This window comes from Arthrobacter sp. NPDC058097, from assembly GCF_042884885.1.
Lineage (GTDB): Bacteria > Actinomycetota > Actinomycetes > Actinomycetales > Micrococcaceae > Arthrobacter.
In genome coordinates, this window is record NZ_JBHVSZ010000001.1 from 423,646 (window position 1) to 441,392 (window position 17,747).

14 protein-coding genes are annotated in these 17,747 nt (G+C 67.1%); 10 read left to right on the forward strand and 4 right to left on the reverse strand.

Features of this window, described 5'->3' with window-relative positions; all coding sequences use genetic code 11:
- Positions 1–8 precede the first annotated feature (8 nt).
- Complete coding sequence (locus tag ACFVTE_RS02035; RefSeq protein ID WP_387096124.1) at positions 9–1,958, reverse strand: primary-amine oxidase; 1,950 nt, start codon at positions 1,956–1,958, stop codon at positions 9–11.
- A gap of 120 nt (positions 1,959–2,078) precedes the next feature.
- Here ACFVTE_RS02035 and ACFVTE_RS02040 point away from each other — a divergent pair, with 120 nt between their 5' ends.
- From ACFVTE_RS02040 to ACFVTE_RS02050, 3 genes are all read left to right on the forward strand, one after another.
- Positions 2,079–2,675, forward strand: coding sequence for a TetR/AcrR family transcriptional regulator (locus tag ACFVTE_RS02040; RefSeq protein ID WP_387096127.1), 597 nt, complete (start codon positions 2,079–2,081; stop codon positions 2,673–2,675).
- Entirely contained in the window at positions 2,672–3,796 is a 1,125-nt protein-coding gene (locus ACFVTE_RS02045) for a D-TA family PLP-dependent enzyme (RefSeq protein WP_387096130.1), read from the forward strand. The genes ACFVTE_RS02040 and ACFVTE_RS02045 overlap by 4 nt, the downstream gene beginning before the upstream one ends.
- 153 nt (positions 3,797–3,949) lie before the next feature.
- Entirely contained in the window at positions 3,950–4,909 is a 960-nt protein-coding gene (locus tag ACFVTE_RS02050; RefSeq protein WP_387096132.1) for a helix-turn-helix domain-containing protein, read from the forward strand.
- A 36-nt stretch (positions 4,910–4,945) separates the two neighbouring features.
- On the opposite strand, the gene gdhA is transcribed toward ACFVTE_RS02050, so the two are convergent.
- Positions 4,946–6,283, reverse strand: a complete 1,338-nt coding sequence (gene gdhA / locus ACFVTE_RS02055) for an NADP-specific glutamate dehydrogenase (RefSeq protein WP_387096135.1) — start codon at positions 6,281–6,283, stop codon at positions 4,946–4,948.
- Between the two features lie 187 nt (positions 6,284–6,470).
- Here gdhA and ACFVTE_RS02060 point away from each other — a divergent pair, with 187 nt between their 5' ends.
- Positions 6,471–7,196 (forward strand): AmiS/UreI family transporter, encoded by a 726-nt coding sequence (locus ACFVTE_RS02060; protein ID WP_387096138.1) that lies wholly within the window; start codon positions 6,471–6,473, stop codon positions 7,194–7,196.
- On the opposite strand, the gene ACFVTE_RS02065 is transcribed toward ACFVTE_RS02060, so the two are convergent.
- Positions 7,193–8,689: an APC family permease gene (locus tag ACFVTE_RS02065; RefSeq protein ID WP_387096141.1), complete on the reverse strand. Its 1,497-nt coding sequence runs from the start codon at positions 8,687–8,689 to the stop codon at positions 7,193–7,195. The two genes, ACFVTE_RS02060 and ACFVTE_RS02065, sit on opposite strands and share 4 nt — an antisense overlap.
- A 296-nt stretch (positions 8,690–8,985) precedes the next feature.
- On the reverse strand, positions 8,986–10,953 hold the full coding sequence (locus ACFVTE_RS02070; protein WP_387096144.1) for an FAD-binding monooxygenase: 1,968 nt from the start codon (positions 10,951–10,953) through the stop codon (positions 8,986–8,988).
- A gap of 226 nt (positions 10,954–11,179) precedes the next feature.
- On the opposite strand from ACFVTE_RS02070, the gene ACFVTE_RS02075 reads away from it, so the two are divergent.
- The 6 genes from ACFVTE_RS02075 to ACFVTE_RS02100 all read left to right on the forward strand — a co-directional run bounded on the left by ACFVTE_RS02075 (position 11,180) and on the right by ACFVTE_RS02100 (position 17,712).
- Positions 11,180–12,661, forward strand: coding sequence for a fumarylacetoacetate hydrolase family protein (locus ACFVTE_RS02075; protein ID WP_387096147.1), 1,482 nt, complete (start codon positions 11,180–11,182; stop codon positions 12,659–12,661).
- Entirely contained in the window at positions 12,654–13,376 is a 723-nt protein-coding gene (locus ACFVTE_RS02080; protein WP_387096150.1) for a GntR family transcriptional regulator, read from the forward strand. Before ACFVTE_RS02075 ends, ACFVTE_RS02080 begins: the two co-directional genes overlap by 8 nt.
- Before the next feature lie 60 nt (positions 13,377–13,436).
- Positions 13,437–14,951, forward strand: a complete 1,515-nt coding sequence (hpaE, locus tag ACFVTE_RS02085; RefSeq protein ID WP_387096152.1) for a 5-carboxymethyl-2-hydroxymuconate semialdehyde dehydrogenase — start codon at positions 13,437–13,439, stop codon at positions 14,949–14,951.
- Between the two features lie 101 nt (positions 14,952–15,052).
- Positions 15,053–16,135, forward strand: a complete 1,083-nt coding sequence (gene hpaD / locus ACFVTE_RS02090; protein ID WP_387096155.1) for a 3,4-dihydroxyphenylacetate 2,3-dioxygenase — start codon at positions 15,053–15,055, stop codon at positions 16,133–16,135.
- A 3-nt stretch (positions 16,136–16,138) separates the two neighbouring features.
- A complete protein-coding gene (gene hpaH, locus ACFVTE_RS02095) occupies positions 16,139–16,924 on the forward strand; it encodes a 2-oxo-hept-4-ene-1,7-dioate hydratase (RefSeq protein ID WP_387096157.1) in 786 nt (261 codons plus the stop codon).
- Positions 16,909–17,712: an HpcH/HpaI aldolase/citrate lyase family protein gene (locus tag ACFVTE_RS02100; protein ID WP_387096160.1), complete on the forward strand. Its 804-nt coding sequence runs from the start codon at positions 16,909–16,911 to the stop codon at positions 17,710–17,712. Before hpaH ends, ACFVTE_RS02100 begins: the two co-directional genes overlap by 16 nt.
- Positions 17,713–17,747 lie beyond the last annotated feature (35 nt).

The window sequence follows — 17,747 nt, forward strand, 5'->3', positions numbered from 1 at the left end:
GCGTGAACCTAGCCGTGGCAGTGGGAATCGGGCGACTCCCCGGGGTCAGTGTGGCAGTGGCCCCCGGCCTGCACATTCGGGTTGGCGGGCACGTCCAGGACCGGGCTGCGGTCGAAGAAGCCTTCGGGGCGGAGCTTGAAGCCCACGGTGTCCACCGGCATGATGGGCCAGTCCTCCACGCGCGGGAAGTGGGTCAGGCCGAAGGTGTGCCACACGACGATGTCCTGGCCGTCGATGTCGCGGTCCTGGGCGATGTAGGCGGGCAGGGCCGCCCCGCCGGAGTGCTGGTTGACGAAGTCGCCGGTCGGGTAGCGCTCGGCCTCGGCGTAGCGCGTCACCCACAGATCCTTGGTGGCAAACGCTGCCCGCCGGGCAATGGAGGACCCGGCGTCGGCCACCAGGGTGGGCTGGTTGTGCGCGTGCAGCTTGTAGCCCACCGGCTCGCCCAGGCGGTTGCGGGATTCGGGGTTGGAGATGATCCAGGTCCGACCTGCGCGGGCATCCGCCTCCCGCACGGCTTCGGACTCGCGGGCCAGCACGGTCCGCTTGCGGGAGAACGCGTTGCCGCGCTCGTTGCCCGGGCCCATCGCCTGCCGCACCACGTCCTCCTCCTCCACCCTGTTGGTGAAGCCGTCGACCGCCATGTCCAGGCGGGCGCTGAAAATGTGCTGGTGGAACGGCGCTCCGAGCCCCGGCGCGAGCTGGGAGATGTTGTCCGAGCCGCCTTCCGGGTACGCCGAGGTGAAGACGACGCCGGTGGCTTTGGCTTCGAATTCGATGGTGCCGTCCAGGTAGAGGTACCAGTAGAAGCCGTAGTCGTAGTTGCCGATGGTGGTGAAGAAGGAGATCACCAGACGCCGGTTCCGGCGGGTGTAGTTGACGCCGGTCCAGAGGTCGCTGTGCTTGGCCAGGATGCCCCAGTCCTCCTCGTGCATGCAGATGCCGTTGCGGATCTCGCGCGGATTGCCAAAGGCGTCACTGATGACGGGGCTGAGGTAGGTGATGTCGCCGAGGCAGTCGCAGCCCAGTTCCAGGGAGTTGGCGTACTGGCCCACGAGGTACTCCCCCGTGTCGAAGTAGTTCTGCCAGGACCGGATCGGGGACGGATCGCCGTACGGGACCACCATCTCGGCGATCGACGCGCGGTTGATGATGGGCCGGAGCCGGTCCCCGTCCCGGAAACCGATGTTGTGCAGCACCACGCCCTCGCGGACATCGAAGCCAAGATCCAGGCTCCACTTCTCCCACTCGACGTGGTTGCCGCCGGTCACCGTGAAGCTGGGGCCCTCGGGCTGGGTGATGCTGATCGGCTTCTGCGTGGTCCGCAGCGGTCCGGTTAGTTCCGGATCGGTGTAGTTGCCGTGCTCGGCCGGGATGGGGAAGACGCCGGTGTCGATCACCTGGGTGACTTCCTTGCTGACCACGTCCACGTAGGCCACCAGCCCGTCCACCGGGTGGGCCCAGGCGCTGTCCTCCGGAAAGTCCTGCACGAAGGCGAGCCCGCGCAGGATCCGGCGGCCCTTCTCCTCCGCATACTCGAAGACACCAGCGGACAGCGGCGCAACGCGCACCTTGCTGACATCCAGGTTCCGGGCCGCCAGGGCCTTCAGCCACCGCTCGTCGGTGGCCAGCAACTGCTCCACCACCTCGAACTCCTCTTCCAGGACCGGCAGTTCGCCGGTGGCCGCGGTATCGAGTTCGACGGCGGAGATCACCGTGCCGCTGGTGACGGAGACAGTGACGTCCTGGGGCCGGGCGCCGGAAACGTCGTGGATGAAGATCCGGAATCGCCGGTCCACCTCAGCGCTTCCACGGGCAGGATCCAGCAGGCCCAGGTAGGCGATGCGCTTTTCCGGGCCAAGGAGGCCCGCAGAGCGGAGAATGCCCTGGACCTCGCCGATGTCCGCCGCGGATGCGAGGCGGAACGGGCTGGCTGTTTCTGTGATGGAGAGCGTCATGACGGCCTTTGTCCGGGACCCTGGCGGGTCGGATTTTTATATTCTATAGTTGTAGAGAATAAGCGAACGTAAGATGGCTCACAAGAGTCTGGGCGAAAATAGTTACTGGGGAGCGGCCGCGTGCCAAAGATTGTTGACCACGACGAGCGCCGCCTGGAGCTCGTCGATGCGACCTGGCGGATCATCGCCAGGCTGGGCATCGAAAGCGCGACGATGCGGGAGATCGCCACCGAGGCGGGCTTCGCGAACGGCGCCCTGAAGCCGTATTTCCCCACCAAGGACACGCTGCTGACCTTCGCGTTCGGCCACGTCTTCAACCGGACCAACGAGCGCATAGCCGAAGTCACCTCGGGGCTTTCGGGGCTGGCGGCCCTGCGGGCCTTCTGCGTCGAAGTGCTCCCGCTGGATGAGGAACGGATCAATGAAGCGCGGATCGTCATCCCCTTCTGGCAGAAGGCCATCAACGATCCCGGCAAGGCGCAGATCCACCGGGAATCGATGCAGCAGTGGCTGGATACGATCCGGCGCCACCTCGCGGAGGCCAGGGACAGCGGGGACGTAACTACCGCCGTCGACGACGACAGCCTCGCCGGCCAGCTGCTCAACATGCTGCTGGGCGCCCAGATCGCGGCCGCGCTGCTCCCGGAGGGCCAGACGGAGCTCGGCCTCGACGGGCAGCTTGAGGCATACCTTTCCCTGCTGACGGGCCGGCAATGAGCGACCACCAGGAGACAGCGGCAGTGACCATCCCGCAGGAAATCGATACTCCGGACATCATGATCGACGTCGACATCCTCGACCGGAATATCGAGCGCATGGCGTCCGCCGTCCGGGCACGGGGCCTGGGCCTGCGCCCGCACGCGAAAACCCACAAGATTCCCGAAATCGCCGCCCGGCAGATGGCAGCCGGAGCCTCCGGGCTGACAGTGGCAACCATCGGCGAGGCTGAAGTGTTCGCGGCTTCCGGCGTCGACAACCTCTTCATCGCCTACCCGCTCTGGATGTCGCCGCAGAAGGCCGGGCGACTCCAGCGCCTGTCGCAAACTGCGCAGATCGCCGTCGGCGTGGACTCCGAGGACGGTGCAACGGCGCTGGGATCCGCCATGGGAAGCGCCGCGCCGAGCATCAGCGTCCTCGTGGAAGTGGACAGCGGCCACCACCGCAGCGGCGTCCACCCGGAATCCGTCGCCCCGGTCGCCGAAGCAGCGGCGCGCACCGGCCTGAAAGTTTCGGGAGTCTTCACCTTCCCGGGCCACAGCTACGCACCGGGCATGCCGGTCGAGGCGGCCATGCAGGAGCAGCAGGCCCTGAACCGGGCATCCGAGGTTCTGACGGCGGCGGGGTTCCACGCCACCTGCCGCAGCGGCGGCTCCACCCCGACGGCGATGCTGACCGGGAACTCGGCTGCCACCGAGGTACGCCCGGGGGTCTACGTCTTCGGTGACGCCCAGCAGCTGGAGCTGGAGCGGTGCGCCGCCGAGGACATCGCGCTGACGGTGGCGGCCACCGTGGTCAGCCACCACGCAGCCCCAGCGGACGGACCGGCACGTTTCATCATCGACGCCGGCAGCAAGGTTCTCGGCAGCGACCGGCCCGCGTGGGCAAGCGGCTTCGGGCGGGTGATGGACCATCCCGACGCCCGGATCACCGCACTGTCGGAACACCACGCCACAGTCGAGTGGCCGGAGCCCGACACTGTACCGGCCATCGGGCAGAGGCTGCGCGTCATCCCCAACCACGTGTGCCTCGCAGTGAACCTGGTGGACGACGTCGCAGTGGTCCGCGGCGGCGAACTCGTGGACCGCTGGGTGGTAGCGGCCCGGGGCAAGAACAAGTAAGAGCCCGCCGGCTTGTGTTTGCGGGATCTTTTTTCGACGGATGTTGAAAAAAGATGACAGGGCAGGATTTCGCCGCTAACCTGAAATGACTGTGTTCTACGACACAGCGTTGGGGATCCGCAAACAGACAGCCAACCGGCGTCAGGAATGTTCATGCCAGCAACCACAGCCCGCCCCGCAAACCAGAACCTCACCTCCAGCGTGGCCGCCTCCTTTGACCACTGGAGGCACCTCGTCGCGCAGTCCTTCGTGCCGCTGGCCGCCGAAACGGACCGGCCCGAGCAGTTCCGCGGCCGCATGCGCTCGAGGGTGCTGGACCGTACCTGCATCGTGGAAGTTTCGGCTTCGGGCCACAGCGTCCACCGCACACCGGCGCTCCTGGCACAGTCCGCGCAGCGCTATTTCAAGCTAAACCTCCAGCTCGAGGGCACCGGGCTCCTGATCCAGGACAACCGCGAGGCCGTGCTCCGCCCCGGCGACCTGGCCATCTACGACACCAACCGCCCGTACACGCTGGCTTTCGAGGATGCGGCGCGCATGATGGTGGTCATGTTCCCGCACGATTCCCTGTCGCTGCCGCCGGACTATGTGGGACAGCTGTCGGCCGTCCGCATGGCCGGGGAATCCGGCCTCGCGGGCATCGTGGGACCGTTCATCACGCAGCTCGCCGGCAACCTGGACGCGCTCAGCGGGCCGAGCGGTTCCCGGCTCGCTGCCAACACCCTCGATCTCGTCGCCACCATGCTCCACTCGGAACTGGATCTGGCGGCGGACAGCATGAAGCCCCAGGCGCTGCTGGCCACGTCGGTCCGCGAATACATCGATGCGAACCTCGCTGACCCGCAACTGTCGCCGGCCACCATTGCCGCCGCCCATTTCATCTCGACCCGCCACCTGCACAACGTCTTCCACGAGTCAGGCAGCACGGTTGCCAGCTGGATCCGGAGCCGCCGGCTGGAACGGGTCCGCCGGGACCTCAGGGATCCGCTGCACTCCGGCTCCTCCGTGGGTGCCGTGGCGGCGCGGTGGGGATTCCTGGACGCGGCGCACTTCAGCCGCACGTTCCGGGACGCCTTCGGCGAATCACCCAGCGACTGGCGCCGGGGCGCCTAAGGAAGCCAGCGCCCAAGCAGCCAGATCAGCCGGCGACTAAATCAGGCCCTGCGCCAGCATCGCGTCCGCCACCTTAACGAAGCCGCCGATATTGGCGCCCAGCACGTAGTTGCCGGGGTCGCCGTACTCATCCGCGGTGGCGGCGCAGCGCTGGTGGATTCCCACCATGATGTCCGTGAGGCGCTGTTCCGTGTGCTCGAAGGACCAGGAGTCGCGGCTCGCGTTCTGCTGCATCTCGAGCGCCGAGGTGGCCACACCGCCCGCGTTGGCGGCCTTGCCTGGCCCGAACAGCACCCCCGCCTCCTGGAACACCGCCACGGCGTCCCGGGTGGAGGGCATGTTGGCGCCTTCACCGACGGCGGCCAGGCCGTTCCGCACGAGCCGCGCGGCAGCATGGCCGTCGAGCTCGTTCTGCGTGGCGCACGGCAGGGCGACAGTGGCGTCGACGTCCCAGACGGAGCCGGCCTCCACGTAGGAGACGCCGGAACGGCGGAGAACGTAGTCCTTGAGCCGGCCGCGCTCCACCTCCTTGACCTGCCGGAGCAGCCCGACGTCGATCCCAGCCTCGTCCACGATGTATCCGGAGGAGTCGGAGCACGCCACGACATTGGCGCCGAGGGCCTGGGCCTTCGCGATGGCATTGATGGCCACGTTGCCGGAGCCGGAAACCACCACGCGCTGCCCGTCGAAGGATGAGCCCCGCGTCTTGAGCATCTCTTCGGTGAAGATCACGGTGCCGAAGCCGGTGGCCTCGGGACGGACCAGCGAACCTCCCCACGAGATGCCCTTGCCGGTCAGAACGCCCGATTCGTAGCGGTTGGTGATGCGCTTGTACTGGCCGAAGAGGTACCCGATTTCGCGTCCGCCCACGCCGATGTCGCCGGCCGGCACGTCGGTGTACTCGCCGATGTGCCGGTAGAGCTCGGTCATGAACGACTGGCAGAACCGCATGACTTCGGCATCGCTGCGGCCCCGGGGATCGAAGTCGGAACCGCCCTTGCCGCCGCCGATCGGCATCCCGGTGAGCGCATTCTTGAAGATCTGCTCGAACCCGAGGAATTTCACGATCCCCAGGTAAACGGAGGGATGGAACCGGAGGCCGCCCTTGTACGGGCCGAGCGCCGAGTTGAACTCCACGCGGAAGCCGCGGTTGATCTGCACCCGACCAGAGTCGTCCGTCCACGGCACCCGGAAGATGATCTGGCGCTCGGGCTCGCAGAGCCGCTCCAGGATGGCGGCCTGAAGGAACTCCGGGTGCCGGTCATGGACAGGGCCGAGGCTTTCGAATACCTCTACCACCGCCTGGTGGAACTCGGCCTCGCCTGGATTCCGCGCCAGCACCGCGTCCCTGACAGCCTCCAGCCGTGCATCCATGAAACGTCCTATCTTCGGCGGACGGCGGCGCAGTCCGCCGTCCTTTGGTTGAGCTTTCAAGCTAACCGATTAAGACCGCAGGCCGATAGCCAGCTCAGCGCTGATGCCCTATTCTCCGTATTGTGACAACAAAATTCCGCATTATGAGAGACGAATTTCCGGTGTCTTTGATTGGGAAGGCCGGCTGATGGCACATGTCTGCCTCCTCCTCTCGGGCGCCGCGCTGCTGATCAACGGGCTAGCCACCCTGGGAGCCCTCCCCCGCCGGGATGCCGCCGTGATGAGCCTGGCCGTCGGCGGCCTGCAGCTGCTCCTCGGCATCACGTATCTGGGCATCACGTATTCGGGCGTCACAGCTCCGGGCGTCGCAGCTCCGGGTATTGCGCCTCCGGAGTCCGACGGCGGCGTGCAGCTGCTGCTTTCGGCGTCCGGCATGTTCCTGTTCGGCCTGACCTACGTTTATGTCGGGCTGGATTTCCTGCTGGGGCTGGGGTCCAGGGGCCTTGGCTGGTTCTGCGGAATGGTGGCCGGGTGCGGCCTCGTGCTGGCTGCGGCCTGGTTCCCCGGGGATCCGCTGCTGGCGGTGCTGTGGCTCTGCTGGTCCTACTTGTGGATGCTGTTCTTCTTCTCGCTGGCGCTGGGCCGTAGCCGGCTGTCGCCGTTGATCGGCTGGTCCCTGGTCCTGGCAAGCCAGGTGACGGCAACGGTGCCTGCCCTTCTCGGGATCACCGGGCAGTGGCCCGGCGACACCGCAGTGGCCGGCGGAGCCGCGGCGTGTATGGCGGCGCTGCTCCTGCTGGCAGCGGGCCTCGCCAGGCGCGACGTCCGCAGGGACGCGCGACGGGACGGCGGGCTGGAAAGCCAGCCCGCCGTCGTCGTTCCTCACGAACCGTTAGGGACGACCGGCCGTTAATTGCCGCTGACAGCAGCCTCATCGGCGAACGGGAGCCCAGCGGTGCGGCCCCGTTTCTCTACTGCGATTTCCGCCGCCACTCCGGCCACGAACATCACCGGGACGGCAACCAGCAACCCGGCGGCCGTTTCGGCACTGCCGCCGATCAGGGACGTGAAGTTTCTGACCACCAGGTACAGGACCCACGCCAGCAGCAGCGAAGCCAGTGCCGGCGCGATGAGGGTCTGCCAGAGCTGTCCTGGCACCCGTTCGCGGCGGAAGAACGCGACGACGGCCAGGGAGCAAAGCATGTAGAGCACCAGCAGCGCCGCCACCGCGAGTCCGCTGAACCACGAGAAGAGCGTCAGCACCGGGTCCATTCCCAGGACGGCGAACGGAGCCACGAGCAGCACGGCAACGGTTGTCTGGACCCAGGCCGCTGATGCAGGAGCGCGGTGCTTGTTGGTCCGCGCCAGGACAGCGGGCAGTGAACCGCGCAGGGCCAGCGAGTGGAGGTAGCGGTTGATGCCGTTGTGGAACGCGATGATGCCTGCCAGGAGGGAGGTCACCAGGAGGATTCCGGCGGTTACACCGGCCCACGGGCCGAATAGATCGACGAGCGGGCCGATCACGAAGGAAGTCGCGTCCCCCGACTCCAGGGCGGCCCCGGCGGCGTCGATGACGTGCGAGGGCCCGTAGAAGCTCACCAGCATCCAGGTGATGAAGGAGAAGAACACGGCGATGATGCCCACGGAGAGGTACGTTGCCCGCGCCACCGTCCGGTGCGGATCCTTGGCTTCGGCGGAGTAGATGGCCGTTGACTCGAAGCCGAACATGGAGGCAACGGCGAACATGATGGCAACGCCGGGAGCGCCGCTTGCGATCGCTTCAGGGGAGAAGGAGGCTGCCATATCGAGGCCCTCCGGGCCTCCGCCCTTCAGCAGGACGGTGAATCCGAACAGCAGCAGAATCGCCACTTCCAGGCCCACCAGGACTGCCAGGACGCGGGCGCCGAGCTCGATGTTTTTCGAACCAAGCACCTGCACGCCGGCCATGGTGGCAACGGACAGAAGCCACCAGGGAACGGTCACGCCGGCGGACCCCAGCAGGCCGGAGAAAGCCGCGCCGTACAGTCCGTACATGGCGGCCTGCACCGTGCTGTAGGCGAGCAGTGCCAGCCAGGCAGCGCCTGTGCCTGTCTTCCGGCCGAAGGCGGCGGTGATGTAGGCGTAGAAGGCGCCGTTGGCCTGCACCTTCCGGCTCATGGCCACGAAGCCGACGGCGAAGATGACGATGACGATGCCCACGACGAGGTAGGCGCCCGGTGCCCCGGCGCCATTGCCGAGGGCAGCCGCGAGGGGCGCTGCGCCGACGACGCCGGTCAGCGGGGCCTGGGCCGAAAGCACGAAAAAGAGAATGCCCAGGACGCCGATGCTGCCCGCGCGGAGGGCGGTGGACTGCTCCTTGCGCGGATTTGCTTCTGCAGTCCGGGACTCGGAATTTGAAATACTCATTGGATCCTTCTTAACGGTCATGAGCGTTGGAGAGGGGTGCCGGCATTGGCCTCGCACCGCTGAATCCAGCTTGGCAGTCCCGGTCGGACAGGGCTTGTCTGGCAGCGATCAGTTGTTGTTCCTCAGCGCACTGGCCGGCTGTCGAACCTTTATTCAGAGGGTCCCGCGGTGGCAGCGCGCGGTCAAGAAGGCTACGGCCGCGGGAACGGGGACCAGAGGCGCACCCGCAAACAACAGAGTCCGGATCCCTTGTCGCAAAGGATCCGGACTCTGTTGTTCCGAGGTGCAGCAGGTTCCTACACCAGGTTGGCGACCAGCCCCGAACCGGCGGACTGTAGCGTTTCGGGCTGATGCGCTTCGGCCTGCCCCGGTTCAGCCCGGCGGGCCGGGAGGATGCCCGCAAAGAACTCCCCGAGCTCCGCCGTCGCGGTCAGCGGCAGGACGTTCGCAACGTACTGGTCAGGGCGGACCACCACCACGACGCCGCCGCGGTCCAGGCCGCGCAGTTCGAAGATGTCGGCCGTCGGGTCCGTGCCGTAGACCTTCTCGAGGTTAGTGAGCTTGAACGGCCCGACCTCCGGCTTGAACACGGCCGGAACCGCGTTGATGTCGATGCCCCGGTGGTCCTGCTGGTAGATGACCTTCACGTCGAACCAGGCGTCGGCGTCGGCACCCTCCGGCGTGGCGGCGAGCGGGGACTCCGGCGAGGTCGCCAGCCACTGGGCGAACTCGGTGGTCGGCGACGCGGCGCCGGCCTCGGCGGCGTCGGCGAACACGTAGATCCGCCAGCGCCCGTCGGCCGTTGCCTGGTGGCCCAGCTGCAGCGGGTTGGTGTCGCAGACGCGCTGCAGGGGAGCGGACTTGAAGCGCTTGCCGGTCGGGAAACCAGTGGCCAGGCCGGCGTGCTTGGCCTCCGCGACGATCATCGAGGGCGCGTACTCGGTCATGAAGCCGGCCGGGAATTCGGCGGTGCGCACGTAGAAGTCCTCAAGCTCCGAGGGGTCGTCGAACTCCTCGGGCTTCTTGGCCATCAGGGTGGACCATTCCTTGTCGAAGTCGATGAGATTCTTCGCGACGACCTGGCGCTCAGCGGAGTAGGTGGCGAGCAGCGACTCCGGGCTGCGGCCCTCGAGCACGTGGCCGAGCTTCCAGCCGATGTTGAAGCCGTCCTGCATGGACACGTTCATGCCCTGGCCGGCCTTGGCGCTGTGCGTGTGGCAGGCGTCGCCGGTGATGAACACGCGCGGCGTGCGGGTGTCCCGTTCGGCGGGCAGGACATCGTCGAACCTGTCGGTGAGACGGTGGCCCACCTCGTACACGCTGTGCCAGGCGACGTTGCGGACGTCGAGGGTGTACGGCTGCAGGATCTGGTTCGCGTGGGCGATGATCTGCTCGATGGTGGTCTTGCGGATGGCGCCGTTGTCGTTCTCCGGCACGACGCCGAGGTCGACGTACATGCGGAACAGGTGGCCGCCCTCGCGCGGAATCAGCAGGATGCTGCCGCCGTCGTGGGACTGGATGGCGCACTTGGTGCGGATGTCCGGGAAGTCGGTGGATGCCAGGACATCCATGACGCCCCAGGCGTGGTTGGCCTGGTCGCCGGCGAGCGTGCAGCCGATCGACTCGCGGACCTTGCTGCGGGCGCCGTCGGCACCCACCACATACTTGGCGCGCACAAGACGCTCCTGGCCTGCCAGCTCACCGGTGGTGTGGACCAGCGTGACGGCGACGGGGTACTCCCCCGCCTCCGTGATGTCGAGGCTGCGGAACTCGTAGCCGTAGTCGGGGGTCATCCGGGTCGGGGAAAAGGCCATGACCCGGGCGAAGTAGTCCAGCACGCGGGCCTGGTTGACGATCAGGTGCGGGAATTCGCTGATGCCCATCTCGTCGTCGACCGCGCGGGCGGCACGGTAGATGTGCTTCGGGTTCTCGGGGCTCGGCTTCCAGAACGCCATTTCGGTGATCCGGTAGGCCTCGGCGGTGATCTCCTCGGCGAAGCCGAACGCCTGGAACGTCTCAACGCTGCGGGCCTGGATGCCGTCGGCCTGGCCGATGGCGAGGCGTCCGCCGCGGCGCTCCACGATGCGTGTGGTGATGTCCGGGAACTGCGAGAGCTGGGCTGCTGCGAGCATGCCCGCGGGGCCGGAGCCCACGATGAGCACGTCAACCTCGTCGGGCAGCTCTTCGGGGCGGTTGATGCCGACGCCGGCGGCTGGCTGGATGCGCGGGTCACCGGAAACGTAACCGTGGTGGTGGAACTGCACGGGCTTTCCTCACTTCACTGTGTGGCTGGCTTTCGCCAAATCATGTGTTCTATATCAGAACAGATGGTTCGATAATAGAAACTGGGGTTATGCTTCAGTACTGTACGTCACATATGACCCGGGTTACAAGAAGTCCCCACTTCCCCTAAAAGCAGGGGTTGACGAACGCTGTGGATCCGGTCCAGTATGTTTCGTATACGATTTCGTACCTGATGAGGAGAACGCTTTGGAGCAGGTCAACGACGACACCATTGCAGCAGCGCGCAAGGTGATCGCGGTGCACATCAACTACCCCAGCCGGGCGGCCCAGCGCGGCCGGACCCCGGCGCAGCCCTCCTACTTCCTCAAGCCGTCGTCGTCGCTCTCCCTGACCGGCACCGCCGTCGAACGCCCGGCCGGCTGCGAACTCCTCGGCTACGAGGGCGAGATCGCCATCATCATCGGCAAGGCCGCCCGCCGCGTCGCGCTCGAGGACGCCTGGAACCACGTCGCCGCCGTCACGGCCAGCAACGACCTCGGCGTGTACGACCTCCGCTACGCGGACAAAGGCTCCAACCTCCGGACCAAGGGCGGCGACGGCTTCACCCCCGTGGGCCCGGCACTGATTCCGGCAGACGCCGTCGACCCCGCCAAACTGCGCGTCCGCACCTGGCACAACGGCGACCTGGTCCAGGACGACACGACCGAGGACCTGCTCTTTCCGTTCGCCCGGCTCGTGGCGGACCTGTCCCAGCTGCTCACCCTCGAGGAGGGGGACATCATCCTCACCGGCACGCCGGCCGGCGCCTCCGTCGCCGTCCCCGGCGACGTGCTGGAGGTTGAAGTCAGCACTGCCGACGGCGGGCTGAGCACCGGCCGCCTCACCACCACAGTTAAGGAAGGCACGACGGCGTTCGCTGACTTTGGTGCCCGGCCCAAGGCCGATGACCTGCAGCGGGAGGAGGCGTACGGTTCGCGGGAGGCCGCCGGGCTTCCCGCCGACGCAAGTGCCGGCGTCGGGCCCGCCCTCTCCCCGGAACTGAAGGCCAAGCTGGAGAGCGTCTGCACCGCCACCCTGTCCTCCCAGCTGCGCAAGCGCGGCCTGAACAACGTCAGCATCGACGGTCTCACCGCCACCCGCCCGGACCGCAAGGTAGTGGGCCTGGCCCGGACCCTGCGCTACGTGCCCAACCGCGAGGACCTCTTCAAGACTCACGGCGGCGGCTTCAACGCCCAGAAACGCGCCATCGACTCCGTCAACGAGGGCGAAATCCTGGTCATGGAAGCCCGCGGCGAGAAGGGCACGGGGACCATCGGCGACATCCTGGCCCTGCGCGCACAGGTCCGCGGCGCCGCAGCCATCATCACCGACGGCGGAGTCCGCGACTTCTCCGCCGTGGCCGCCATGGAGCTGCCCATCTATTACTCCAACCCGCACCCCGCCGTGCTGGGCCGCCGTCACATCCCGTGGGACACGGACATCACCATCGCCTGCGGCGGCACCACGGTGCAGCCGGGCGACATCATCGTGGCCGACTCGGACGGCATCCTGGTGATCCCGCCGGCCATTGCCGAAGAGGTCGCCAACGACTCGATCGCCCAGGAACGCGAAGAAGCCTTCATCGCCGAAATGGTGGAACAGGGCCACAGCGTGGACGGGCTCTACCCGCTCAACGCTGCCTGGCGTGCCAAGTACGAGCAATGGGAAGCAGGCAAAGCCAATGACTGAAACGGCCACCGCCCCCGCGAGCATTTCTGACGGCACCGCCGGCAGCAAGTCCGAGCAGGCCTACCAGGCCATCAAGGCACGGATCGTGGAAGGCACCTACACGCCTGGCTACCGGCTGGTCCTGGCCGCCATCGCCAAGGACCTCGGCTTCAGCGTGGTCCCGGTCCGCGAAGCGATCCGCCGGCTCGAGGCCGAAGGCCTGGTGAAGTTCGAACGCAACGTCGGCGCCACCGTGGCCGGCATCGACCCCACCGAGTACCTCTACACGATGCAGACCCTGAGCATCGTGGAGGGTGCCGCCACCGCCTTGTCCGCACCGCTGGTCGGCGAGGCGGACATCGCCCGGGCCCGCGCCGTGAACGCCGAGATGCGCGACTGCCTGCAGCATTTCGACCCTGTCCGCTTCACCCGGCTCAACCAGGACTTCCACAGCGTCCTGTTCGAGCACTGCCCCAACCCGCACATCCTTGATCTTGTCCACCGCGGCTGGAACCGGCTGGCATCACTGCGGTCCTCAACGTTCCGCTTTGTTCCCGGCCGGGCCCACGAATCCGTGGACGAACACGAGGCACTCCTGCAGCTCATTGAATCCGGCGCCGACGCCGACACCATCGAAAAAGCAGCACGGCTCCACCGCAGCGCCACCCTGGACGCGTACCTCTCCCAAACCAACACGCTCCCCCAAACCAACACGGGGTCACTTAGCGCCCAATAACGGCCCCTAATTGGGCTGTAACTGACCCCGCGTTGCTCTACACAATAAGGAAAACCAACGATGACGACTCCTGTAGAAACTGCAGCAAAGCACTACGTTCCCGAGAACCTGCCCACCCACATCCAGCACTTCATCAACGGCGAGTTCGTTGATTCGGTGGGCGGGGCGACCTTCGACGTCCTGGATCCGGTCTCCAACCGGAACTACGCCACCGCAGCGGCCGGCCAGAAGGAGGACATCGACCTCGCCGTCGCCGCCGCCCGCGAGGCGTTCACCAGTGGCCCGTGGCCGAGGATGAAGCCGCGTGAACGCGCCAGGGTCCTGAACCGGATCGCCGACGCCGTCGAGGCCCAGGAGGCGCGCCTCGCCGAGCTGGAGACGTTCGACACGGGCCTGCCGATCACCCAGGCCAAGGGCCAGGCGCTGCGTGCGGCGGAGAACTTCCGCTTCTTCGCGGACCTGATCGTTGCCCAGTTCGACGACGCCATGAAGGTCCCCGGCTCGCAGATCAACTACGTGAACCGCAAGCCGATCGGCGTCGCAGGGCTGATCACGCCGTGGAATACCCCGTTCATGCTGGAGTCCTGGAAGCTGGCCCCGGCCCTGGCCACCGGCAACACCGTGGTCCTCAAGCCCGCCGAGTTCACCCCGCTGTCGGCCTCGCTCTGGGCCACCATCTTCAAGGAAGCAGGCCTGCCGGACGGCGTCTTCAACCTGGTCAACGGCCTGGGCGAGGAAGCCGGCGACGCCCTGGTCAAGCACCCGGACGTCCCGCTGATCTCCTTCACCGGCGAGACCACCACGGGCCAGACCATCTTCCGCAACGCCGCGGCCAACCTCAAGGGCCTGTCCATGGAGCTCGGCGGCAAGTCCCCCTGCGTCGTGTTCGCCGACGCCGACCTGGACGCCGCGATCGACTCCGCGCTCTTCGGTGTCTTCTCCCTCAACGGTGAACGCTGCACGGCCGGCTCCCGCATCCTGGTGGAACGCGCCATCTACGACGAGTTCTGCGAGAAGTACGCCGCCCGCGCCAGGAACATTGTGGTCGGTGATCCGCACGACCCCAAGACGCAGGTGGGTGCCCTGGTGCACCCGGAGCACTACGAGAAGGTGGCCTCCTACGTGGAGATCGGTAAGTCCGAGGGCCGGCTGCTGGCCGGCGGCGGACGCCCGGAGCACCTGCCGGAGGGCAATTACATCGCCCCCACCGTCTTCGCCGATGTCTCCCCCGACGCGCGGATCTTCCAGGAGGAGATCTTCGGTCCCGTCGTGGCGATCACCCCGTTTGAGAACGACGACGAGGCGCTGGCTTTGGCGAACAACACCAGGTACGGACTGGCGGCCTACATCTGGACCCAGAACCTGACCCGGGCCCACAACTTCTCCCAGAACGTCGAGGCCGGCATGGTGTGGCTGAACAGCCACAACGTCCGCGACCTGCGCACCCCGTTCGGCGGCGTCAAGGCCTCCGGACTGGGCCACGAGGGCGGCTACCGCTCCATCGACTTCTACACCGACCAGCAGGCCGTCCACATCACCCTGGGCTCCGTCCACACCCCGAAGTTCGGCGCCTAACCCAACTAGCTCGCATTTGTTGTCGTTATGAGCCTCCAAAACGACATCTACTGCCAGTCAGTTGGGTCCCACAAGAACCCTTTCAAAGAAGAGAGAACATCATGACCAACTTCGTCCCCACCCCCACCGTCCCGGCACCGGACATTGTCCGCTGCGCCTACATGGAGATCGTGGTCACCGACCTCGCCAAGTCCCGCGGGTTCTACGTCGACGTCCTGGGCCTGCACGTCACCGAAGAGGACGAGAACACCATCTACCTGCGCTCCCTGGAGGAGTTCATCCACCACAACCTGGTCCTCCGCCAGGGCCCCATCGCCGCGGTGGCAGCCTTCGCCTACCGGGTAAAGTCCCCCGCCGAGGTGGACGCCGCCGAGGCCTACTACAAGGAACTGGGCTGCCGCACCGAGCGCCGCAAGGAAGGCTTCACCAAGGGCATCGGCGACTCCGTCCGCGCCGAGGACCCGCTGGGCTTCCCCTACGAGTTCTTCTACGAGACCGAGCACGTCGAGCGCCTCACCCAGCGCTACGACCTCTACTCCGCCGGCGAACTGGTCCGCCTGGACCACTTCAACCAGGTCACCCCGGACGTCCCCCGCGGCCGCGCCTACCTGGAGGACCTCGGCTTCCGCGTCTCCGAGGACATCAAGGACGCCGACGGCGTCACCTACGCCGCCTGGATGCACCGCAAGCAGACCGTGCACGACACCGCCCTGACCGGCGGCAACGGACCCCGCATGCACCACGTCGCCTTCGCCACGCACGAGAAGCACAACATCATCCAGATCTGCGACAAGATGGGCGCCCTGCGCATCAGCGACCGGATCGAACGCGGCCCCGGCCGGCACGGCGTCTCCAACGCCTTCTACCTCTACATCCTGGACCCGGACGGCCACCGCATCGAGATCTACACACAGGACTACTACACCGGCGACCCGGACAACCCCACCATCACCTGGGACGTCCACGACAACCAGCGCCGCGACTGGTGGGGCAACCCCGTCGTCCCGTCCTGGTACACCGAAGCCTCCCTGGTCCTCGACCTCGACGGCAACCCACAGCCGGTCATCGAACGCACCGACGCCTCCGAAATGGCCGTCACCGTCGGCGCCGACGGCTTCTCCTACACCCGCAAGGATGAAACATCCGCCGCGGTAGAGGGCTTCAAGCTGGGAGCCCAGGTCTAAGCCATGCTGGACGCGAAGACGATCGAGGCCATCGCGGACGAGCTGGTCGAGGCCAACCGGACCCGCACCCCTGTCCCCCGGCTGACCGCCCGCTACCCGGACATGACGGTGGAGGACTCCTACGCGGTGCAGCAGCTGTGGCGGCGCCGCAACGAGGACGCAGGCCGGACCCTGGTGGGGCGCAAGATCGGCCTCACGTCCAAGGCCATGCAGGCCGCCACCGGCATCACCGAACCCGACTACGGCGCCATCTTCGATGACATGGTCCTCGAAACCGGCTGCTCCGTGGGATGGGACAGGTACACCCATCCGCGGGTGGAGGTGGAGCTGGCCTTCGTGCTGAAAGACGGATTGAAGGGCCCGGGCTGCACCATCTTCGACGTCCTGAACGCCACCGACTACGTGGTCCCGGCCCTCGAGATCCTCGATTCCCGGATCGAGATGGAGGGCCGGACCATCGTGGACACCATCTCCGACAACGCCGCCATGGGCGCCATGGTTGTCGGCGGCCGCCCGGTAAAACCGGACGCCGTCGACCTCCGCTGGGTCTCCGCGATCCTCTACAAAAACCAGACGGTGGAGGAAACCGGGGTTGCCGCGGGCGTGCTGGACCACCCGGCCAACGGCGTGCACTGGCTGGCCAACAAGATCGCCGCGCACGGGGACAGCATGAAGGCCGGCGACATCATCCTGGCCGGCTCCTTCACCCGCCCGCTCTGGGTATACAAGGGCGACACCGTCCACGCCGACTACGGCCCCCTGGGGACTGTCACATGCCGCTTCGAGTAGACGACACCTTCCGCTCCGCCCTCGCCAGTACAGGCCGGCCGCTGGCCGGGATGTGGGTGTGTTCGGGCAGCCCGCTCATCGCCGAACTCTGCGCCGGATCCGGCTTGGACTGGCTGCTCGTGGACGCCGAGCACTCCCCCAACGGGCTCGAATCCATCCTCGCCCAGCTCCAGGCCATCCACGGCTACCCGGTGCACACCCTGGTCCGGCCGCCGGTGAACGACACCGTAGTGATCAAGCAGTACCTGGACCTGGGCGTGCAGAACCTGCTGGTCCCCATGGTCAACTCCGTCGCCGAGGCGGAAGCGGCGGTGGCCGCCATCCGCTACCCGCCCCATGGCGTGCGCGGGGTCGGTTCCGCGCTGGCCCGCGCCGCCCGCTGGAACCGGGTTCCGGACTACCTCGCCCGGGCGTCGGAGACCGTGAGCGTCACGGTCCAGATCGAATCGGCGGCTGCGGTTGAGGCCGTGGAGGACATCCTGAAGGTCGACGGCGTGGACGCCATCTTCGTGGGGCCCTCCGACCTCGCCGCCTCCATGGGGCTGCTGGGACAGCAGGAACACCCCGAGGTGCGCGCCGCCGTCGAACACTGCCTCGCTGCCGCCAAGGCGGCCGGCAAACCCGCCGGCGTCAACGCCTTCGCCCCCGCCACCGCACGCGCCTATCTCGACGCCGGCGCCTCCTTCATCCTGGTCGGTGCAGACGTCGCCCTGCTCGCGCGGGGCTCCGAAGCACTCGCCGCCGAGTACGTCCGCCCAGCCGGCGGCGACGCCCCGGCCAGCTACTGACCCAACTGACTCGCAGTTGTTGTCGTTTTGACGCC